The sequence below is a fragment of the Aldersonia kunmingensis genome, assembly GCF_001646865.1.
Taxonomy (GTDB): Bacteria; Actinomycetota; Actinomycetes; order Mycobacteriales; family Mycobacteriaceae; genus Aldersonia; species Aldersonia kunmingensis.
On record NZ_LRRB01000226.1, the window covers coordinates 1 to 20,836 of the forward strand.

Genomic DNA, 20,836 nt, shown 5'->3' on the forward strand with positions numbered 1-20,836 from the left:
ACCGGCGCACACCGGTCGCGGCAATCCCACCGAGCCGGCGTGCCTCGCGCTGCACCGAGGCCAGGAACGCCTCGGCTCGGGCCTGGGGCGTGGTCGTGCTCACGAGGTAATGCCCAGCCGCTTGGCCAGCCAGTCCATCGAGTCGCGCAGCGCGGCGGTCCACACCGCGAAGCTGTGCCCGCCCTCCACCTCGAGGTAGACGACCGCCATTCCCGCCCCTTTCGCTGCCGCCGCCATCTTCTGTTGCCCATCCCGGTATTCGTCGTCACTCGAGCCGACCACGAACATTCCGGCCGAATCTGCGTAGGTACGCGAAGTCAGCAGGTCCATCGGGTTGACCTTCCGGAACGCCGCCTCGTCGCCGCCGAACGCCGCATCGATGGTGCGTTGCCTTTCGCCCAGTGTCGGCTCGACCTGGCCGGAAAAATCGAGAAACGTCGGATAGATCTCCGGATGGTTGGTTGCCAGCTGGAGCGCGCAGGTTCCGCCGTAGGACAGTCCGCCGACCGCCCAGGCGCGGGGATCGGGGTTGATCTGCAGATGTGAGCGCACCCAGTTCGGCACGTCCACGGCGAGGTAGGTGTCGACATTGCCGAGTTTGGAGTCCATGCACAGCGGGTTGGCCAGCGTCGAACCCGTGCCATCGGCCACCACAACGACCGGCGCGAGGCCGTCGTGCTTCGCGGCGAAATCGTTCATCGTCGTGGCCATTCCACCGGACTTGATCCAGTCGTCTGGTTCGCCCGGCTGACCGGCCAGCAGGATCAGCACCGGCAACAGTGCGCGCGGGCTGGTGAGGTACGCCGGCGGCAGGTAGAGCCGCGCCGCGCGCGCGCCGAACCCCGACTTCTCCCCCGGGATGTCGACCGACGTGACCGATCCCGCGCCGGGCAGGTTCCCCGGCGCATGCCACACCGAATCGAGCGGCTGCCCGGACACCGCCGGTTCGCCGGGCCCGGGCACCTCGGTGAACTCGACCTCGTTCGGGTCGGCGAGACCCAGCGCCGCACGCACGGTCGGGTAGTAGTCGAATACCAGATTGATCTGCGCTCCCGCGAGCGCGACGACGGCGAGCACCGCGATGACGGTCACGACCCGCGCCGGCCAGCGGCTGGCGGCAAGCATGCGCGGCACGAGCAGGGCGAGCGCCGCCAGGCCAACGCCGATCCAGACGTACACCTCGGTCTGGATCGGGTCGGGGAACGGATGCCACCAGTTCTCGACGATCTGATACGCCAAGAGCGTCACCAATGTGGCGCCGATGAGGCACGCGGGCAGCGCCCAGAGGTAGTACCAGCGCCGCTGCGCGATAAGTAGCCAGATGCCGCCGAGCACGCCGAGAACGAGGGCCACGATCGGCAATGCGCCGGTGAGGAGTGAAACCTCGGTGACGGAGTCCACTCGCACAACCCTCACATCTGTTGGCGGGTCCGGGATTCGAGCGCAGTGAGACACATCACCTTAGCCCAGCAATTGCTACGACATGAAGTAGTACGCGTTTGTGTCGGACTTTCCGTAGACTGACTCCATGGCGCGACTGGGTGAGCTCGAAAAAGCGGTGATGGACCACCTGTGGTCCACGGATGAGCCGCAGACCGTGAGGCAGGTGCACGAGGCCCTGTCTGCGCGCCGTGAGCTGGCTTATACGACCGTGATGACCGTGCTCCAGCGGCTGGCCAAGAAGCATCTCGTCACCCAGCAGCGCGACGATCGCGCGCACCGCTATTCCCCCGTGAACGGCCGCGACGAGCTGGTCGCGAGCCTGATGGTGGACGCCCTGGCCCAGGCCGACGAATCGAGTTCCCGCGCGGGCGCGCTGATGCATTTTGTCGGACAGGTCAGCGCCGATGAGGCCGCCGCATTGCGCGTTGCCCTGGAAAGACTCGAGGCCGCAGAAAAGGGCGATAACCCCGACGTGGTAGGGGACTCGCCGAAGGGTCGGTAGTCTGTGCGGCGATGAACGTCGCAGCCCCCGTCTTCGCAGCACTCGCGCTGGTGCTCACGGGACCCGTCCCGATGGCGCTGAGTCGTGCCACGTGGACGCATCGGGTGCCGCGCGCGGCGCTGGTGCTGTGGCAGGCGATCGCGCTCGCCGCGGTGCTGTCGGCATTCGGATCCGGCCTGGCCATCGCGAGCCAGCTGCTCGTCCCAGGTCCCGATGGTCGCCCGACGACATCCCCGGCCCGCGAAATCGACGCCCTCGGCGTTCCGCTCTGGTCGCTGTACGTGATCGTTTTCGCTCTCACCGTGCTGGTCGGCGCACGCCTGATCTACACGGGTATCCGGGTCGGTGTGCGCACGCGGCGGCGCCGCGCTCAGCACCGCATGCTGGTCGACCTGCTCGACCGCTCCGACTCCCCCGTCGCCCGCACCCGCTCCTCCTATGTCCGGGTGCTCGATACGCCCGAGCCGATCGCCTACTGCCTGCCCGGCGTCCGCCGGCGCGTGGTGCTGTCCGAAGGCACCTTCACCAGCCTCGGCGACCCCGAACTACGGGCCGTCCTCGCGCACGAACGCTCCCACCTCCGGGCGCGCCACGATCTCGTGCTCGAGTTCTTCACCGCGGTCCACGAGGCCTTCCCGCGTTTCGTCCGCAGCGCCTCGGCACTCGGTGCGGTCGCGTTGCTCGTCGAGTTGCTCGCCGACGATTCCGCAGTGCGGACCACCGGCCCCACACCACTCGCCCGTGCCCTCGCCACATGTGCGAATTCCGTCGCTCCGCAGGGCGCGCTCGGGCTCGGTGGGACAACGACGCTGCTTCGGGTGCAGCGCCTCGCCACGCCCGCCGCGCCGCGTCGAATCGCGGTGATTGCGTATTTGAGCTCCGTCGCGATCCTGGTCGTACCGACAATCGCCGTCGCCTTGCCGTGGCTCGTCGAACTCGAACGCCTGCTGCGTTCCTGAAGCGGTTCCACCGCGGCGTTCCTGAAGCGGTTCGACCGCGTGTGCTCCAGTTCACCGCGTCTGAAATGCTGTACCCATGACGACTTCTCCTGATTCCGCGCGCGCCCAGATCGGGGTAACCGGCCTCGCAGTCATGGGTAGCAACATTGCCCGTAACTTCGCCCGGCACGGTCACACCGTCGCGCTGCACAACCGCAGCATCGCGAAGACGGATGCGCTGCTGCGCGACCACGCCGGCGATGGCGACTTCGTGCGCACGGAGACGGTCGAGGAGTTCGTTGCGGCCCTGCAGAAGCCGCGCCGCGTGCTGATCATGGTCAAGGCCGGCGAGGCCACCGACGCTGTCATCGAGGAACTGGCCGCGGCGATGGAGCCCGGCGACATCATCATCGACGGTGGAAACGCCCTGTACACCGACACGATCCGCCGCGAGGCGTCGCTGCGGGAGCGCGGGCTGCACTTCGTCGGCGCCGGCATCTCCGGCGGCGAGGAGGGCGCGCTCAACGGCCCGGCGATCATGCCCGGCGGCCCGAAAGAGTCCTACTCCTCGCTCGGCCCGCTGCTGGAGTCGATCTCCGCACAGGTCGATGGCACGCCGTGCTGCACGCACATCGGCCCGGACGGCGCAGGCCACTTCGTGAAGATGGTGCACAACGGCATCGAGTACGCCGACATGCAGCTCATCGGCGAGGCCTACCACCTGTTCCGCGACGCGCTCGATTTCGACGCCGCGAAGGTCGCCGAGGTGTTCGCCGAATGGAATACCGGTGACCTGGAGAGCTACCTGGTCGAGATCACTGCGGAGGTGCTGCGCCAGAAGGACGCGAAGACGGGCGGCGCACTTGTCGACGTGATCGTCGATGCTGCCGAGCAGAAGGGCACCGGCCGCTGGACGGTCAAGTCCGCCCTCGATCTCGGTGTCCCGGTCACCGGCATCGCCGAGGCCGTGTTCGCCCGCGCGCTGTCCGGTTCGCGATCGCAGCGTGCCGCCGCGCGTGGCCTGGCATCGGGCACGCTGGGTGCAAAGCCGACCGATGTCGAGCAGTTCACCGAGGACATCCGCCTCGCGCTATACGCATCGAAGGTCGTCGCGTACGCCCAGGGCTTCGACCAGATCGCCGCGGGTAGCGCCGAGCACGGCTGGGACGTCAATCCCGGTGACCTCGCCACGATCTGGCGTGGCGGCTGCATCATCCGGGCCCGCTTCCTGAACCGCATCAAGGACGCGTACGCGGAGAACCCCGAGCTCGAGAGCCTCATCCTCGCGCCGTACTTCCGGGCCGCCGTGGAGAACGCGATCGACAGCTGGCGCCGCGTCGTCTCCACCGCGGCGCTGCTCGGCATTCCGGTGCCGGCCTTCGCGTCGTCGCTTTCGTACTACGACGCCCTGCGCGCCGAGCGGCTCCCGGCTGCGCTCACCCAGGGACAGCGCGATTTCTTCGGCGCGCACACCTACGAGCGCACCGACACCGAGGGCAAGTTCCACACGTTGTGGAGCGGCGACCGCAGCGAGGTCGCGGCCGACTAGGCCAGTACCCCTCATGAATGACGCCAAGCCGAGTTCGCCGCAACCAACCTTCGCGGCCCTCGGACTCCCGCCGCTCCTGGTTCAGGCATTGAACCGCGCAGGGATCGGCGAACCGTTCCCCATCCAGGCCGCAACCATCCCGGACGTGCTCGCCGGGCGTGACGTGCTCGGCCGCGCGCCGACCGGGTCGGGCAAGACGCTGGCGTTCGGGCTCGGCATGCTTGCCCGCCTCGCCGGTGCCCCGAGCCGGCCGCGTCACCCGCGCGGGCTGGTCCTCGCACCGACCCGGGAACTGGCCGCGCAGATCGAGCGGGCGCTCGACGACCCGGCGACGGCGCTCGGCCTACGGGTCGCGAGCATGGTCGGTGGTGTCCCGATGAAGCGGCAAACGGACGCGCTCGCTCGGGGTGTCGACCTCCTGGTCGCCACCCCGGGCCGGCTCGCCGATCACCTCGCCCAGGGGACGGCCAACCTCTCCGACGTCGCGATCACCACCCTCGACGAGGCCGACCACATGGCCGATATGGGGTTCCTGCCGCAGGTCACGAAGCTGCTCGACCGCACCCCCGCCGATAGCCAGCGACTGCTGTTCTCGGCGACGCTGGACGGCGAGGTCGACAAACTGGTGCGCCGCTACCTGAAGAACCCGGTCCCCCATGCGACCGCGCCACCGGTCGCATCGGTGTCGACGATGACCCATCACCTGTTGTTCCTGCGCAAGGCAGACAAGCGGGATATCACCGCCGAGATCGCCGCCCGAAACGGTCGCACGATCATGTTCGTACGGACGAAATACACCGTGGACCGGGTCGCCAAGCAGTTGCGGGCGGCCGGTATCGCCGCCGGCGCGTTGCACGGCGGCAAGGCGCAGGGGAACCGGACTCGGACGCTCGCCGCGTTCTCCGACGGCAGCACCCCGGTCCTGGTGGCCACCGATGTCGCGGCTCGCGGAATCCATGTCGACGGCGTGTCGCTTGTCGTGCATATCGATCCGCCGGCCGATCCAAAGGATTATCTTCACCGTGCCGGGCGCACCGCCCGCGCCGGTGAGGAGGGCGTCGTGGTCACGCTGGTCACCGAGGATGAACGCGACGACGTGACCAAGATGACCCGCAAGGCCGGGGTCAAGGTCGACACGATGGACGTGCGTCCGGGCGATCGGCGAATGGCCGCGCTCACCGGATCACGCAAACCGACTGGTGTTCCGGTGCCTGCCCCGACGGCTCCCACGACACCGCACGTTCGCGAGGAGCAGCCTGAACGCGGCTCGCACCCCCGCAAACGGAATGCCGGAGGCGCCGGTGCCCGGCGCCGAGGCCGACGGCCAGGTCCGGCCGCGACACCGCACGGTCACCGACACCGCGGCGGGAACTGAAAGAGAGCGCGATGGCCGATCTTCCCGAGGTTTCCGTCGCGCTCGCCTTCGGCGCCGCATTCATGTTCGCGATCGCCGCGGTCGCTCAGCAGTCCGCTGCCGCCGGTGTCGCGGAAGAAGATTCGCTGATTCGCGAACTCGCCCGCAGCCCACGCTGGTGGTCCGGGATGGTGGGCGACGGCGGCGGTTACGTCCTTCAGGTCCTCGCACTGGCCTTCGGCTCGGTTCTCGTCGTGCAGCCGATTCTTGTGAGCGCATTGGTTTTCGCGCTGCCACTGTCGGCCCGGCTGAACAAACACCGGATCTCGCCGCGCCAGTGGTGGCTCGCCGGTGCGCTGTGTGTTGCGCTGGCGTGCTTCCTGATCATCGGCAACCCGACCGAGGGCGAGGACAACGCGCCGCTGGGCGATTGGGCCTGGCCGCTGGGGATCCTGCTTGGTGTGGTCGCGGTGTCCACCGCGGTCGGGCTCAGCAAGATCGATGCCGGATGGCGGGCGCTGCTGCTAGGTCTCTCGGCCGGAACGTTGTTCGGCCTGACCGCGGCACTCACCGAACATGTCGCGGACATGCTCGAGCACGGCATCGGTGAAGTGCTCACGTCGTGGCAGACCTGGCTCTTGGTGGTGGCCGGCATCACCGGTTTCTATTTGCAGCAGCGTGCGTATCAGGTCGGTCCGCTCAGCGCCTCGATGCCGGCGTTCACCATCGCCGAACCGCTCGCCGCAGTGTTCATCGGCATGACCGTGCTCGACGAGCGCCTGCAAACCAACGGCTTCGGGATCGCCGTCACCGCGGTCGCGGTTTTGGTCATGTTGGTGACCACACTGCTGCTTTCGCGGTCGCAGGCGCGGGAGACCGCACCCGCGTAGAGTTTTCAAACGTGCAGTTTCTACCAGGTCAGCAGCCTCCGTACGACCTCACCTACGCGGACGTGTTCCTCGTCCCGAGCCGAACCGAGGTCGCCTCGCGATTCGATGTCGATCTCGCCACCAGCGACGGATCGGGCACCACGATCCCGATCGTCGTGGCGAATATGACGGCGGTGTCCGGACGCCGGATGGCCGAGACCGTGGCCCGGCGCGGCGGAATTGCCGTGCTGCCGCAGGACCTGCCGATCGAAGCGGTCGGACGGACCGTGACTTTCGTCAAGAGTCGCCACCTCTACGCCGACACTCCGGTCATGCTCGCCCCCGATCACTCGGTATCGGAGGCACAGGCGCTGATTCACAAGCGCGGCCACGGCGCCATCGTCCTGGTGGAGGACGGGCACCCAACCGGGATCGTCACCGAAGCGGCACTGACCGGCGTGGACCGGTTCGCCCGCCTGCAAGCGGTGTCGGGAAACGACTTCATCTCGCTACCGGTCGACACCGCACCCGCCGATGTGTACGCGCGACTCGAAGCGGAGCATCAGCGGTTCGCGGTGCTCACCAACCCGGACGGAACGCTCGCTGGTGTGCTCACCCGTACCGGCGCGGTGCGGGCCGGGATCTACACCCCCGCCCTCGATGAGTCCGGGCAGCTTCGCGTTGCTGCGGCTGTCGGCATCAACGGCGATGTCCCCGCGAAAGCCAAGGCGCTTGTCGACGCGGGAGCAGACCTTCTGGTCATGGATACCGCGCACGGCCATCAGATCAAGATGCTCGACGCGTTGCGCGCCGTGAGCAGTCTCGATCTCGGGGTGCCGCTGGTGGCGGGCAATGTTGTTTCCGCCGCGGGTACCCGCGACCTCATCGAAGCCGGTGCGGACATCGTCAAGGTCGGTGTCGGGCCGGGCGCGATGTGCACTACCCGGATGATGACGGGCGTCGGCCGTCCCCAGTTCTCCGCGGTCGCCGAATGCTCCACGGCCGCCGCCGAACTCGGCAAGCACGTGTGGGCCGACGGCGGTGTCCGTCATCCGCGCGATGTCGCGCTCGCACTCGCCGCAGGCGCTGCGAACGTGATGATCGGTTCTTGGTTCGCGGGCACCTACGAATCCCCGGGCGACCTGCATTACGACCAGTCCGGGCGCGCCTACAAGGAGAGCTTCGGGATGGCGTCGAAGCGAGCGGTCGCGGCCCGTACCGCCACCGACAGCGGTTTCGACCGGGCCCGCAAGGCACTGTTCGAGGAGGGCATCTCGTCCTCGCGCATGCTGCTCGATCCGGATCGTCCGGGTGTGGAGGACCTTATCGACCACATCTGCTCCGGTGTCCGCAGCGCATGCACCTACGCCGGCGCCCGGACCCTGGCTGAACTGCACGAAAACGCCGTGCTCGGCGTGCAATCCGCCGCCGGTTTCGCCGAGGGACGGCCGCTGCCGACCGGTTGGTGACGCCTGCACCGTGCGCGCAGGTCACGATCATGACCGGCGCTCGCTACACTTGAGGTCCTGCTCCCGCGAGAAAGGACCTCGGTGCCCGAGGCACCCACTACCTGCGGCTGCCCCGCCTTTGCCACCGGCGACGCAGCCACCCCCGAAAGCTCCACATCGGAGGGCTCCTCTACCGAGCCGGGCGAAAAACCCGGCGCCTCACGCCCTACCAGTTCGTTTCGGGGGCGATGACACTTGGAGCTTGCTCTCACCATCCTCAGCCTCGTCGGCTTTGTCGCACTGACCGCCGGCACCGCCCTCTTCGTCGCGGCGGAGTTCTCGCTGACCGCTCTCGAACGCAGCACCGTCGACGCGCACGCTCGTGACGGCGACCTGCGTGCACGGCAGGTCCAGCGCGCTCACCGAACGCTGTCCTTCCAGCTTTCCGGCGCTCAGCTCGGTATCACCATCACGACTCTGATCACGGGCTATCTCGCGGAACCGGTGCTGGCGAAGCTGATCGAGCCCGCGCTCGATGCGGCAGGAATCAGCACCAGTGCGTCGGCGGGCGTTTCGGTCGCGGTCGCATTGATCCTGGCCACCTCGCTCTCCATGGTCTTCGGCGAACTCGTGCCCAAGAACATCGCGGTGGCGAAACCGCTTGCCACCGCGCGCTTCACCGCCCTGCCGCAGATCGTGTTCTCGTCGGCGTTCCGCTGGGCGATCGATTTCCTCAACGGGACCGCGAACCTCGTCGTGCGCCGCCTCGGCATGGAACCCGCCGAAGAACTGCGCTCCGCACGCTCTCCGCGCGAACTTGGCTCGCTTGTGCGCAATTCCGCCAAGCGCGGTGCGATCGATGAGCGGACCGCGGTGCTCGTGGACCGCTCGCTGCGCTTCGGTGAGCGCAGCGCGGAAGAACTCATGACCCCGCGGGTGAAGATCGAGGCGCTCGACAGCACCGACACGGTTGCCGACCTGATAGCCGCGGCATCGCGCACCGGTTTCTCGCGATTCCCGGTCGTCGACGGCGATCTCGACAACACACTCGGCATCGTGCACATCAAGAGCGCGCTGTCGGTCCCGACCGCGCGACGTCTGGCAACTCCACTGAACACGCTGGCCCGAATGGTGCCGGTCGTGCCGTCCACGCTGGACGGCGACGAACTGATGGAACGGGTACGCGCCGACGGCATGCAGGTGGCGATCGTCGTCGACGAGTACGGCGGCACCGCAGGCATGGTCACGATGGAGGACCTGATCGAGGAGATCCTCGGCGATGTCCGCGACGAGCACGACGAACCCGATCTGGATGTGACCCGAGTCGGCAACGGCTGGAACTGCTCGGGGCTGCTGCGGATCGACGAGGTTTCCCGTGCGATCGGCTACACCGCTCCCGACGGCGAGTACGACACGCTCGGCGGGCTGGTGCTGACCGAACTCGGGCGCATCCCGGAGGAGGGCGACGAGATCGCGCTGCCCGAGATCCCCTCCGACGAACAGGAACCCGGCGGATGGCTCGCCCGGGTCGAGAAGATGGATGGCCGCCGAATCGACCGGGTTCTGCTGACCCCGGTCACCGAGAGCGCACTCGCACCGCATCGCGTGCCACGGAGGGACCGCGATGAATGACTTCTGGGGTGTCGTCCTCACCATCGCCCTGCTTGGCGCGAACGCGTTTTTCGTCGGCGCCGAGTTCTCACTCATCTCGGCGCGCCGGGACCGGCTCGAAGCGCTGCAGGCGCAGGGCAAGCGCCGAGCGGGGACCGTGATCCGGGCCGGTGAGCATCTGTCGATGATGTTGGCCGCCGCGCAGCTCGGCATCACGATCTGTTCGATCCTGTTGGGCCGCGTCGGCGAACCGGCGATTGCCCACCTGATCGAGCGCCCGATGGATCTGCTGTCGGTACCGGAGCAGCTGCTGCACCCGATCGCGTTCACCATCGCACTGGCGATCGTGGTCGTGCTGCACATCCTGCTCGGCGAGATGGTGCCGAAGAACATCGCGCTCGCAGGGCCGGAACGGGTGGCGCTGCTACTGGTACCGGTTCACCTGGCCTGGATCAAGATCGCCCGGCCGGTGATCTGGTTCTACAACGCGCTGGCCAACCTGTGCCTGCGGGCAGTCCGGATCGAACAGGACGAGCTCGACTCGACGGTGTCCGCGGTGGAACTGGCAGAGATGATCGGCGAGTCCCGATCCGAGGGACTCATCGATGCCGAGGAGCATCGTCGGCTCACCCAGGCGCTCGAAACCGCTGGACGGACCGTCGCCGATGTACTGATCCCGATCGACGAGGCGCGCTGCGTCCCGCTGGCCGGGGACGGCGCGACACTCGGTTCCATCGAGGCCGCGGTGAGCGAAACGGGCTTCTCGCGGTACCCGGTGCGTGCCGGGGACGGGTCGCTGGTCGGCTACATCCACATCAAGGATGTGCTCGACGAGATCGGCGACGAATCCGCCGGTCCCGACACTGTCGTCGCGCGTTCGGAGATCCGGCCGCTGCCGACCTTGGCGTTGCGCACCCCGCTGAACGAGGCACTCGCCGCTTTGCGCAGGGCGCGCAGCCACCTCGCCAGAGTGGTCGACGCGCAGGACGCGACGACCGGCGTGGTCGCACTCGAGGACCTGGTCGAGGAGTTCGTCGGCACGGTCCGCGACACCACGCATCGCGGCGCGGACGTGGTGCCGGGCATGCGTGAGCCGCGGCGCGGTACCGATTCCGGAAGGTCCGGCTGATCGGTGCACGTGCTCTCCCCCGCTGAATGGACCGATCAACGCAACCGGCACCGGGAACGGGTCGACGCGATTGTCGGGCCACACCTCGCCCGCAAGGCGCACGGTGACAAGCATCCGGTGATCGATTTCCTGTTCACCTACTACAGCTTCCGGCCGGGCGCGCTGAGGCGGTGGCATCCCGGTTTCGGTGTGGGACTCGACGGTGTGCAGGCACGGGAGTATCTGCGCCACACCGGCTACATCGAGCGCGACGGTGTCGTGACGGTCGATCCGGACTTCCTCGCCACCCGCCGTTCGACGGTCGAGTTCGTGCTCTCGCTGGTCACCGCGACCGCGGCTCGGCCGGCGAACCTGAACTGCTTCGGGCTGCACGAGTGGGCGATGGTGTACCGCACCGGACAGGACGGAATCCGACATGGTCAGGTGCCGCTGCGGCTGGGGCACGGCGGAACCGACGCCGTGGTGGAGTCCATGCAGTTGCGCTGCACCCATTACGACGCGTTCCGCTTCTTCACCCCGGATGCGGTGCCTCGCAACGCACGTCTGCTCGAGCGGGCCGATCAACTGGGCAGCGAGCAGCCGGGCTGTCTCCACGCCGGCATGGACCTCTACAAGTGGTGCTACAAGCTGGTGCCGATGATGGATTCGGCGCTGGTCCTCGACTGCTTCGAGCATGCCGTCGCCGCGCGTGAACTCGATATGCGTGCCAGCCCGTACGACCTCGCCGATCTGGACTACGAGCCGATCCGGATCGAGGAACCGGTCGGCCGCGCCGAGTACGTCCGGTTGCAATCCGAGATCGCGGCCCGCAGTGCCGAATTGCGCGCAAGAGTGGCCGAGCATTGCCGCGAACTGCTGGTCGCGGCGCCCTGATCGGGGCTACGGGCCGCCGGTCGGGGGCGCTTCGTCGGGTGCGAGCAACGCCCCGATTTTCTGGTACAGCGTCGTGCCCTCGTTCTTGTAGTCGCCCTGATTGTCGAAGGCCGCCTCGTCGTAGGTGACGGCAACCGCGATCGCGATCTTCTTCGCGGGCAGATAGCTCATAAGCGCCGCGTACCCGGAGAACAGCGGGTTCTGCAGGAGCCAGTCGCCGTTGAGCACGATGCCGAGCCCATATGAGTATTCATTGTTCAGCGCGTAGCAGGTCGGGCATCCCTCCTGCGGGCGCGTCTTGCCGATCAGATCATTTCTGATCATGGCCTGGTACGACTCCGGCGAGAGCAGCTTCCCGGTGCCGATCGCGATCGCCGAGGCGTGCATATCGTCGATCGTGGTGGTTTGGATCGCGCCGTGCGTGATGGTCCACGACGGGCTCCAAAAGCTGGACTCCTCGTAGAACGACTGACCGTCGGGAATCTTCAACGCCTGCCGCCGCTCGGAGGAGAACGCGTGCAGTGCGGGTTCGGGGATCGTCGCGGTGAGAGACGCCACCGTGTGGTCCAGGCCGAGTGGATCGAGGATCTTCTCCTGCAACAGGTCTTCGACAGGCTTGCCGGTGATCTTCTCGAGCGCGAGGCCGAGGATGACGTAGTTGGTGTGCGCGTAGTTCCAGTTCGTGCCCGGTTCGTAGAAGAGCGGCTTGTCGACCGCAAGGGCCAACTGGTCCTCGGACGTCCAAAACTTGAACGGGTTCGCCGTATACATGGCGGCAAACGCGTCGTTGCCCAGCACGAAATCGACATAACCGGAGGTCATGTGCGCGAGCTGCCCGAGCGTCACGCGGTCGCTGTTGGGTAAGTCCGGCAGCCACTTCGACACCTTGTCGTCGAGGCTGACCTTCCCCTCGTCCACGAGCTGCAGCAGTGCGGTCGATACGTACGAGATCGCGACGGCGCCATTGCGGAAGGACATCTCTGTGGTTGCCGGGACGCCGGTCATCGATTCGCCGAAGGCTTCTCTGATGATCTCTTTGCCGTCGACGGTGACCTTGACGATCGTCGACTTCAGGTGCCCGGACTCCATGGTGTCCTGCACGATCTTGCGGATCGCGTCGGCTTCGGCAGACGAGGCCACCGCGCTTTCCGACGTGGCAGTTGCTGATTCGGAGGTACTGGATTCATCCGATCCGCATGCCGCCACCAAACCCGCAACACACAAACCGATCACGAAGTGCCGTGCTATGAGCATGGTTGATCTTGACAGCCGGGCCACTGGTATCGGACGCGATTGCCGAAAGCTTGCCCGTCCATGGTCGTACGATTCACAGGGACGCAGTCGCCGTCCGTTGACTACCCACCGGTAACATAGGTGTGATCCCAGTAGCGAGGAGTGAGGCGTTTCATGACTGAGCGTGTGCAGGTCGGTGGACTTCAGGTCGCGAAGGTGTTGCACGACTTCGTGGAGCAGGAAGCGATCCCGGGGACCGGCGTAAACGCCGCCGCCTTCTGGGCCGGCGCAGACGCGCTCATCGCCGATCTCGCCCCACGCAACAAGGAACTGCTCGCCAAGCGCGACGAGATCCAGGGCAAGCTCGACGCCTGGCACGGCGAGCACCCCGGTGCCGGCTACGACCGCGCCGCCTACAAGGCCTACCTGCAGGAAATCGGCTACCTGCTGCCCGAGCCCGCCGAGTTCGCCATCACCACCGAGAATGTGGACGACGAGATCGCCACCACCGCGGGCCCGCAGCTTGTGGTGCCGGTGCTCAACGCCCGCTTCGCGATCAACGCCGCGAACGCGCGCTGGGGCTCGCTCTACGACGCGCTGTACGGCACCGACGCCGTCTCCGAGGGCGGCGGCGCCGAGAAGGGCACCGGATACAACAAGGTGCGCGGCGACAAGGTCATCGACTACGCGCGCAAGTTCCTCGACGAGGCGGCCCCACTGGAGACCGGGTCACACGTCGGCAGCACCGGCTACGCGATCCACGGCTCGACGCTGCGCGTGACCACCGCGGACGGCACCGTCACTACCCTGGCCGGACCCGCAGAGCTGGTCGGCTACCAGGGCTCGCCAGATGCGCCGAGCTCGGTGCTGCTGAAGCACAACGGCCTGCACATCGATATTCAGATCGATCCCGAGTCGCCGATCGGCAAGACCGACGCGGCGGGCGTGAAGGACCTCGTGCTCGAGTCCGCGGTCACCACGATCATGGACTTCGAGGACTCGGTCGCCGCGGTCGACGCCGACGACAAGGTGCAGGGCTACCGCAACTGGCTCGGCCTGATGAAGGGCGACCTGTCCGAAGAGGTTGCCAAGGGCGGCAAGACGTTCACCCGCACGATGAACGAGGACCGCACCTACACCGGCATCGACGGCAACGAACTTGTGCTGCACGGCCGTTCGCTGCTGTTCGTGCGCAACGTGGGCCACCTGATGACCAGCGATGCGGTCCTGGACGCGAACGGCAACGAGGTGCCCGAGGGCATCCTCGACGGACTGTTCACCTCGCTGATCGCAATGCACGACCTCCGTGGCGACACCATCCGCGGCAACAGCCGCACCGGTTCGGTGTACATCGTGAAGCCGAAGATGCACGGCCCCGAAGAGGTCGCGTTCACCAACGAGTTGTTCGGCCGCGTCGAGGACGTGCTCGGCCTCCCGGTCAACACCCTGAAGGTCGGGATCATGGACGAGGAGCGCCGCACCACGGTTAACCTCAAGGCCTGCATCCAGGCCGCTCAGTCGCGCGTGGTGTTCATCAACACCGGCTTCCTTGACCGCACCGGCGACGAGATCCACACATCCATGGAGGCGGGCCCGGTCGTGCGCAAGGGCGCGATGAAGCAGCAGAAGTGGATCACCTCGTACGAGGACTTCAACGTCGATACGGGTCTGGCCACCGGACTCGAGGGCAAGGCGCAGATCGGCAAGGGCATGTGGGCCATGCCGGATCTGATGGCCGACATGCTCGAAACGAAGATCGGCCACCCGCGCTCCGGCGCCAACACCGCCTGGGTGCCATCCCCGACCGCCGCCACGCTGCACGCGATGCACTACCACCAGGTGGATGTGTTCGCCCGGCAGGAGGAGATCGCGAAGGGCGGCCGCCGCGCGAGCGTGGACGACATCCTCGAGATCCCGCTGGCACCGGCCCCGGACTGGTCCGACGAGGACAAGCGCAACGAGCTGGACAACAACTCGCAGTCCATCCTCGGTTACGTGGTGCGCTGGATCGACAGCGGCGTCGGCTGCTCGAAGGTCCCCGATATCAACGACATCGCGCTGATGGAAGACCGTGCGACCCTTCGCATTTCGAGCCAGCTCGTGGCCAACTGGCTACGCCATGGTGTGGTGACCGAGGACGAGGTGCGTGCCAGCCTGGAGCGGATGGCGCCCGTGGTGGACCGCCAGAACGAGGGCGACGCGACCTACCGGCCGCTCGCGCCCGACTTCGACACGAACATCGCCTTCCAGGCCGCGACCGAGCTGATCCTGCAGGGCACCAAGCAGCCGAACGGCTACACCGAGCCGATCCTGCACCGCCGCCGCCGAGAGTTCAAAACCGCGAACGCGTAAGTAGTCCCACCAGCGCGCGGTTGCTCTGTCCGATGGACGGTGCAACCGCGCGCTGTTGTTTACGCTGGGCGTATGCACGCCGCGAATCTCAATGAGGTTCTTGCCATCCTGCGCACCATCGTTGACGACGCCAAGTCTCGCCAGGACCCGCTGGGGTATTTTCCGGCGATGTATCGCCAGGTCACAGTCGCGGTCAAGAAGGGCATCGACGACGGTGTCTTCGACGACGGCCCACGTATGGATCGCCTGGACACCGCATTCGCCAACGCCTACTTCAAGGCATTCGACGCGTATCAGGCAGGCCGACGGGCCAGCCGCTCATGGCAATACGCGTTCGATGGTGCTCGATCGAATCGACTGATCATCCTGCAGAACCTGCTGCTCGGGATCAACGCGCATATCAATCTCGATCTCGGCGTCGTGACAGGCAAGACCTTTCCCGGTGCGGCCGTCGTCGATCTGCTCGACGGCGACTTCAACCGCATCAACGACATTCTCGGAGGTCTGGTCCCGCGGGCGCGCGCGGTGGTTGAGCAATACTCGCCCAATCTGCACGAACTGACCGCCGCCACAGGAGCATCCCCCGAACTGGCACTGAATTTCAGCCTCGTCGTTGCGCGGGACGAGGCCAAGCGCACGGCAACGCTGATCGCCGCGATGCCGGATGCGATCGACGACATTGCAATCGAGACAATCGACCGCCGCACCAAGCTGATCGGACGAGTCGTCGCCGAACCACCCGAACCGCTCGCGCTGATCGTGCGTCACATCCGCGACGACGAGAGCACCGACGTGCGGGCCATCATCACCGCACTCGACAACCTGTAGGACCGCGGCTATCCGCGCCCGATGAACGGCATGGTGGTCGCGGTAATGGTCAGGAACTGCACGTTCGTGTCGAGCGGCAGGCCCGCCATATAGCGCACTGCATCCGCCGCATGCCGGGCATCGAATGTCGGTTCCGGTCGCACCGATCCGTCGGCCTGGCGAGCGCCCGTCGCGATCCCGCCGGTCATATTTGTCGCCGCATTGCCGATATCGATCTGTCCGCAGGCGATACCGAACGGCCTGCCGTCCAGCGAGATCGACTTCGTCAGACCCGTGATGGCATGCTTGGTGGCGGCGTACGCGACGCTGCCAGGCCGCGGGGTCTGCGCGGAGATGGAACCGTTGTTGATGATCCGGCCACCGGAGGGGCGCTGCGCCTTCATGATTCGCACTGCCTCGGCGGCGCACAGAAATGCGCCGGTGAGGTTCACCGCTACGGTCGCGTTCCAGTCCTCGACACTGATCTCGTCGACGCCCCCGGACGGGCCGAACGTGCCGGCGTTGTTGACGAGCACATCGATGCGGCCCCACATGGAGACCACCCGACCGAACAACTGCCGCACCGATTCCGGATCGGAGACGTCGGCGGGGACGACGAGTGCATTGGGGTTTCCGGCCGCGGTGTTCTGCAGCGTGTCGGCGCGGCGCCCGGCCAATGCCACCCGGTAGCCGCCATCGAGCAGGGCGTGGGTGATCGCCGCGCCGAGGCCGGTACCGGCACCGGTGACGACCGCGACGCCCGGCGTATGTGCGTCCATAATTCTTCAAGTCTAGGAGGAGAGGTCGCCGACGATGCCCGAGTTCACAGTCAACTGCTCGATCCTGCTCACCGAACTGCCGCTACTCGACCGACCGCAGGCGGCTCGGGACGCCGGATTCGATGCCGTGGAGTTCTGGTGGCCGTTCGATCGCCCGGTGCCCGCCGATCGGGAGGTCGAGGACTTCATCGCGGCGGTCGCGAATGCCGGTGTCCAACTGTCGGGGCTCAACTTCGCCGGGGGCGACATGGCTGCCGGCGAGCGCGGGCTGCTATCGAATCCGCAGGCGACCAGCGAGTTTCGTGACAACGTTGCGCTCGCGGTCGGCATCGGTCGGCGGCTGGGCACGACCAGGTTCAACGCGCTCTACGGCAATCGGATCGACGGCCGCACGCCGGACGAGCAGGACGCTGTCGCGCGTGAGAATCTCGCGTTCGCCGGTCGTGCCGCCGCCGAAATCGATGCCGTGGTGCTGCTCGAGCCGCTCAGCGCCATCCCGGCCTACCCGCTGCGCCTCGCCGACGACGCGGTCGCCGTCATCGAGGCAGTCGAACGCGAATACGACGAGCACAACCTTCGCCTGCTTGCCGACCTGTACCACCTGAGTGTCAACGGCGACGACGTCGCCTCGGCGCTGGACCGCCATGCCGAACGGATCGGCCATGTGCAGATCGCCGACGCGCCGGGCCGCGGCGCGCCCGGCACCGGCGAGGTGAACCTATCCGGATATCTCGACCAGTTGGAGCGCAACGGTTATCGCGGCCGCGTTGGGCTCGAGTACTTCGCCCCCGCGGCGACCGCCTTCGACTGGCTGCGCACCGCGAACTAGCCGCGCAAACGGGTGCAAATTGTGTTCGTGGGGACGAAACTTCGCGCCCGGGAACACAATTTGCACTCGTTTGGCGCCTCAGTTCTAGCCCGAGTACGCCTCGAGCGGCGGGCAGGAGCACACCAGGTTCCTGTCACCATGGGCGCCGTCGATCCGCCGCACCGCGGGCCACACCTTCGGGCGCGCCTTACCGCGCGGGAACACCGCGAGTTCGCGGGTGTACGGATGGTCCCACTTGCCGACCAGGCACGACGCGGTGTGCGGCGCTCCGCGCAACGGGTTGTCTTCAACGGGCCACTCGCCACTGCCGACACGATCGATCTCCTCGCGGATGGCGATCATCGCCTCGCAGAACTCGTCGATCTCTTCGAGGTTTTCGCTCTCGGTCGGCTCCACCATGAGTGTGCCCGCCACCGGGAAGCTCATCGTCGGGGCGTGGAAACCGTAGTCCGCCAAGCGCTTCGCGACATCGTCCACGGTCACGCCCGTGCGCTTGGTGAGCTCGCGCAGATCGAGGATGCACTCATGCGCGACCATGCCGCCCTCTCCCGCGTACAGCACGGGGAAATGCTCATCGAGCCTGCGCGCGATGTAGTTCGCCGATGCGATCGCGGTCAGCGTCGCGCGCCGCAACCCCTCGGCGCCCATCATCCGGATGTAGGCCCAGGTGATGGGCAGGATCGACGCCGAACCGTAGGGCGCGGCCGAGATCATGCCGAACCCCTCCTTGGCGGGCAGGTACTGCGTCAGATGCGACCGCACCGCGACCGGGCCCACGCCGGGGCCGCCGCCGCCGTGCGGAATGCAGAACGTCTTGTGGAGGTTCAGGTGGCTCACGTCTCCGCCGAACCGGCCGGGGCGCGCGACCCCGACAAGGGCATTGAGGTTCGCGCCGTCGACGTACACCTGGCCACCGGCGTCGTGCACGAGTGCGCACAACTCGGCGACCTCGTGTTCGTACACGCCGTGCGTGGACGGGTAGGTGATCATGATCGCGGCGAGCCGCTCCGCGTGATCGGCGATCTTGGCGCGCAGGTCGTCGAGATCGACGTCGCCGTTCGGGCGGCACGCCACAACCTCGACCTTCAACCCGGCCATGACCGCGGACGCGGCGTTGGTGCCGTGCGCGCTCGACGGGATCAGGCAGATATCGCGGCCGGTATCCCCGCGGTCGAGGTGGTAGCGCCTGATCGCGAGCAGGCCGGCATACTCCCCCTGGCTGCCGGCGTTCGGCTGCAGGCTCACCGCGTCGTAGCCGGTGATCGCGACCAGCCACTGCTCGAGATCGGAGATCAGTTCGAGCATGCCCGGCACGTCGGCGTCGGGCGCGAACGGATGCAGCCGCGAGAAGCCGGGCCACGTGATGGCCTCCATCTCCGCAGTGGCGTTCAGCTTCATCGTGCAGGAACCGAGCGGGATCATGCTGCGATCGAGCGCAATGTCCTTGTCCGACAGCGCTCGGAGGTACCGCAGCATGGCGGTCTCGGTGCGGTAGCGCGTGAAGGCGGGATGGGTGAGGAAGGTCGTGGTGCGGGTCTCGATCGAGGCCGGCGCAGCCTCGACCGGTGCTGCGCCGAAGGCCTCGAGCACCGCCGCGACATGCTTGTCGGCCGTGGTCTCGTCGCACGAGATTCCGACGTGGTCGGGGTCGACGCGGCGCAGATTGACCCCGCGCTGCTTCGCCGCCGCGAGCACCTCGTCGGCCCGGCCGGGCACCCGGGCGAGCACGGTGTCGAAGAAGCGCTCATGCACCACGGTGATGCCTGCCGCGCGCAGTCCGGCCGCGGTGGCCTCGGCGTGCCGGTGCACGCGCCGCGCGATCTCAATAAGCCCGGCGGCGCCGTGGTAGCTCGCGTACATCGCGGCGAGCACCGCGAGCAGCACCTGTGCGGTGCAGATATTCGAGGTGGCCTTCTCCCGGCGAATGTGCTGTTCGCGGGTCTGCAACGCGAGTCGGTAGGCGACATCGCCGTCCGCGTCGACGGACACCCCAACGAGCCGGCCCGGCAGCTGCCGCGCGTGCTTGGTGTCGACCGCGAGGTATCCGGCGTGCGGGCCGCCGTACCCCATCGGCACACCGAAGCGCTGGGTGGTGCCGAAGCAGGCATCGGCGCCGTACTCGCCCGGCGCGGTGAGCAGCGTGAGCGCCAGTAGGTCGGCGCCGACCGCGGCCAGCGCACCGCGATCATGGGCCTCGGCAACGATCGCCGACCAGTCGGTGATCGCACCGGACGCGCCGGGAAGCTGCATCAGCACGCCGAAGAATTCCCCGTCGGGCAGTCCGTCCGCGGCAAGGTCGGCCGTCACGATCTCGATGCCGAGCGGCTCGGCTCGAGTCTCGATCACCGCGCGGGTCTGCGGAAACAGGTCGGTGTCCAGGACGAAACGGGCGGACTTGCTCTTGTTCGCGCGGCGCAGCAGCGTCATCGCTTCGGCCGCGGCGGTCGCCTCGTCCAGCATCGAGGAGTTCGCGACCTCCATACCGGTCAGGTCGCCGACCATGGTCTGGAAGTTCAGCAGCGCCTCGAGCCTGCCCTGGCTGATCTCGGGCTGATACGGCGTGTAGGCCGTGTACCAGGCTGGGTTCTCCACAATGTTGCGCACGAGGACCGGCGGCGTGTGGGTGTCGTAGTAGCCCTGGCCGATCATCGAGGTGGCGACGGTATTGCGCGCGGCCAGCGCCGCGAGCTGCTCGAGCGCCTCGTGCTCGGAAACCGGCGCGGGGAGCGCGTCGAGCCCACCGGCGTCGACGATGCTCGAAGGAATCGCCTTGCCGACAAGGTCATCGAAGGATGCGATGCCGATGACATCGAGAATGCGGCTCAGTTCCGCGGAATCGGGACCGATATGCCGATCGGCGAACATTGGCGTCTCCCAGAGGTAGGCGTTTGCACACCCTCCCCCTCTGTCGTGGCGCCTGAGAGATTCGGCCCTCGCTGAGCGCCTTTCCCCGTGGGCGGGTGGACTGGGCCACCGCTTTCCAGAGACGTCGAAGACCGCACGGTCCGGGTGCCTGAGAGATTGACGGGGAGGTGCTGCTCCTTCGGCGCTCGGAACCGGCTGTTAGTCCGGATCCGAGGCTCTCCCGTGCGTCGGCGACGTGCGGTTAGTCTAACCGGT

Annotated in this window: 16 protein-coding genes and 1 riboswitch; of the genes, 12 read left to right on the forward strand and 4 right to left on the reverse strand. The window is 67.2% G+C overall.

Annotation, left to right across the window (positions count from 1 at the left end; genetic code table 11):
- Positions 1–99: 99 nt before the first annotated feature.
- On the reverse strand, positions 100–1,401 hold the full coding sequence (locus A8G08_RS17515) for an alpha/beta hydrolase (RefSeq protein ID WP_068276929.1): 1,302 nt from the start codon (positions 1,399–1,401) through the stop codon (positions 100–102).
- A 127-nt stretch (positions 1,402–1,528) separates the two neighbouring features.
- Between A8G08_RS17515 and A8G08_RS17520 the strand changes: the two genes are divergently transcribed.
- From A8G08_RS17520 to A8G08_RS17560, 9 genes are all read left to right on the forward strand, one after another.
- Positions 1,529–1,945: a BlaI/MecI/CopY family transcriptional regulator gene (locus A8G08_RS17520; RefSeq protein WP_068276857.1), complete on the forward strand. Its 417-nt coding sequence runs from the start codon at positions 1,529–1,531 to the stop codon at positions 1,943–1,945.
- Between the two features lie 11 nt (positions 1,946–1,956).
- A complete protein-coding gene (locus A8G08_RS17525; protein ID WP_068276860.1) occupies positions 1,957–2,904 on the forward strand; it encodes a M56 family metallopeptidase in 948 nt (315 codons plus the stop codon).
- A 76-nt stretch (positions 2,905–2,980) separates the two neighbouring features.
- Entirely contained in the window at positions 2,981–4,432 is a 1,452-nt protein-coding gene (gene gndA, locus A8G08_RS17530) for an NADP-dependent phosphogluconate dehydrogenase (protein WP_068276863.1), read from the forward strand.
- Between the two features lie 13 nt (positions 4,433–4,445).
- Entirely contained in the window at positions 4,446–5,807 is a 1,362-nt protein-coding gene (locus A8G08_RS17535; RefSeq protein WP_068276866.1) for a DEAD/DEAH box helicase, read from the forward strand.
- Positions 5,808–5,818: 11 nt separating this feature from the next.
- Positions 5,819–6,676, forward strand: coding sequence for a DMT family transporter (locus A8G08_RS17540; RefSeq protein ID WP_068276869.1), 858 nt, complete (start codon positions 5,819–5,821; stop codon positions 6,674–6,676).
- 11 nt (positions 6,677–6,687) lie between these two features.
- Positions 6,688–8,124 (forward strand): GuaB1 family IMP dehydrogenase-related protein, encoded by a 1,437-nt coding sequence (locus tag A8G08_RS17545; protein ID WP_068276872.1) that lies wholly within the window; start codon positions 6,688–6,690, stop codon positions 8,122–8,124.
- Between the two features lie 234 nt (positions 8,125–8,358).
- Positions 8,359–9,735 carry a hemolysin family protein gene (locus tag A8G08_RS17550; protein WP_068276875.1) on the forward strand — a complete coding sequence of 459 codons (1,377 nt, stop codon included), beginning with the start codon at positions 8,359–8,361 and terminating at the stop codon, positions 9,733–9,735.
- Positions 9,728–10,843 carry a hemolysin family protein gene (locus tag A8G08_RS17555; RefSeq protein ID WP_068276878.1) on the forward strand — a complete coding sequence of 372 codons (1,116 nt, stop codon included), beginning with the start codon at positions 9,728–9,730 and terminating at the stop codon, positions 10,841–10,843. The genes A8G08_RS17550 and A8G08_RS17555 overlap by 8 nt, the downstream gene beginning before the upstream one ends.
- A gap of 3 nt (positions 10,844–10,846) precedes the next feature.
- Complete coding sequence (locus A8G08_RS17560) at positions 10,847–11,716, forward strand: 3-methyladenine DNA glycosylase (RefSeq protein ID WP_068276880.1); 870 nt, start codon at positions 10,847–10,849, stop codon at positions 11,714–11,716.
- Positions 11,717–11,722: 6 nt separating this feature from the next.
- Here A8G08_RS17560 and A8G08_RS17565 read toward each other — a convergent pair whose 3' ends face one another.
- On the reverse strand, positions 11,723–12,970 hold the full coding sequence (locus A8G08_RS17565) for a serine hydrolase domain-containing protein (RefSeq protein ID WP_068276883.1): 1,248 nt from the start codon (positions 12,968–12,970) through the stop codon (positions 11,723–11,725).
- A 153-nt stretch (positions 12,971–13,123) separates the two neighbouring features.
- On the opposite strand from A8G08_RS17565, the gene A8G08_RS17570 reads away from it, so the two are divergent.
- A complete protein-coding gene (locus A8G08_RS17570; protein ID WP_068276886.1) occupies positions 13,124–15,301 on the forward strand; it encodes a malate synthase G in 2,178 nt (725 codons plus the stop codon).
- 72 nt (positions 15,302–15,373) lie between these two features.
- Entirely contained in the window at positions 15,374–16,129 is a 756-nt protein-coding gene (locus A8G08_RS17575) for a DUF5995 family protein (protein WP_068276889.1), read from the forward strand.
- An 8-nt stretch (positions 16,130–16,137) separates the two neighbouring features.
- Here A8G08_RS17575 and A8G08_RS17580 read toward each other — a convergent pair whose 3' ends face one another.
- On the reverse strand, positions 16,138–16,887 hold the full coding sequence (locus A8G08_RS17580; RefSeq protein WP_068276892.1) for an SDR family oxidoreductase: 750 nt from the start codon (positions 16,885–16,887) through the stop codon (positions 16,138–16,140).
- Between the two features lie 34 nt (positions 16,888–16,921).
- On the opposite strand from A8G08_RS17580, the gene A8G08_RS17585 reads away from it, so the two are divergent.
- A complete protein-coding gene (locus tag A8G08_RS17585; RefSeq protein ID WP_068276894.1) occupies positions 16,922–17,716 on the forward strand; it encodes a hydroxypyruvate isomerase family protein in 795 nt (264 codons plus the stop codon).
- 84 nt (positions 17,717–17,800) lie between these two features.
- Here A8G08_RS17585 and gcvP read toward each other — a convergent pair whose 3' ends face one another.
- Entirely contained in the window at positions 17,801–20,581 is a 2,781-nt protein-coding gene (gcvP, locus tag A8G08_RS17590) for an aminomethyl-transferring glycine dehydrogenase (protein ID WP_068276897.1), read from the reverse strand.
- Between the two features lie 126 nt (positions 20,582–20,707).
- Positions 20,708–20,814, reverse strand: a riboswitch (glycine riboswitch).
- Between the last annotated feature and the right edge of the window lie 22 nt (positions 20,815–20,836).

What these genes read in the sequence shown, in the direction of transcription:
- A8G08_RS17520 (WP_068276857.1), top strand. Translation starts at nt 1,529, where the DNA reads ATGGCGCGACTGGGTGAGCTCGAAAAAGCGGTGATGGACCACCTGTGG.
- A8G08_RS17525 (WP_068276860.1), top strand. Translation starts at nt 1,957, where the DNA reads ATGAACGTCGCAGCCCCCGTCTTCGCAGCACTCGCGCTGGTGCTCACG.
- gndA (WP_068276863.1), top strand. Translation starts at nt 2,981, where the DNA reads ATGACGACTTCTCCTGATTCCGCGCGCGCCCAGATCGGGGTAACCGGC.
- A8G08_RS17535 (WP_068276866.1), top strand. Translation starts at nt 4,446, where the DNA reads ATGAATGACGCCAAGCCGAGTTCGCCGCAACCAACCTTCGCGGCCCTC.
- A8G08_RS17540 (WP_068276869.1), top strand. Translation starts at nt 5,819, where the DNA reads ATGGCCGATCTTCCCGAGGTTTCCGTCGCGCTCGCCTTCGGCGCCGCA.
- A8G08_RS17555 (WP_068276878.1), top strand. Translation starts at nt 9,728, where the DNA reads ATGAATGACTTCTGGGGTGTCGTCCTCACCATCGCCCTGCTTGGCGCG.
- A8G08_RS17565 (WP_068276883.1), bottom strand. Translation starts at nt 12,970, where the DNA reads ATGCTCATAGCACGGCACTTCGTGATCGGTTTGTGTGTTGCGGGTTTG.
- A8G08_RS17570 (WP_068276886.1), top strand. Translation starts at nt 13,124, where the DNA reads ATGACTGAGCGTGTGCAGGTCGGTGGACTTCAGGTCGCGAAGGTGTTG.
- A8G08_RS17575 (WP_068276889.1), top strand. Translation starts at nt 15,374, where the DNA reads ATGCACGCCGCGAATCTCAATGAGGTTCTTGCCATCCTGCGCACCATC.
- A8G08_RS17580 (WP_068276892.1), bottom strand. Translation starts at nt 16,887, where the DNA reads ATGGACGCACATACGCCGGGCGTCGCGGTCGTCACCGGTGCCGGTACC.
- A8G08_RS17585 (WP_068276894.1), top strand. Translation starts at nt 16,922, where the DNA reads ATGCCCGAGTTCACAGTCAACTGCTCGATCCTGCTCACCGAACTGCCG.
- gcvP (WP_068276897.1), bottom strand. Translation starts at nt 20,581, where the DNA reads ATGTTCGCCGATCGGCATATCGGTCCCGATTCCGCGGAACTGAGCCGC.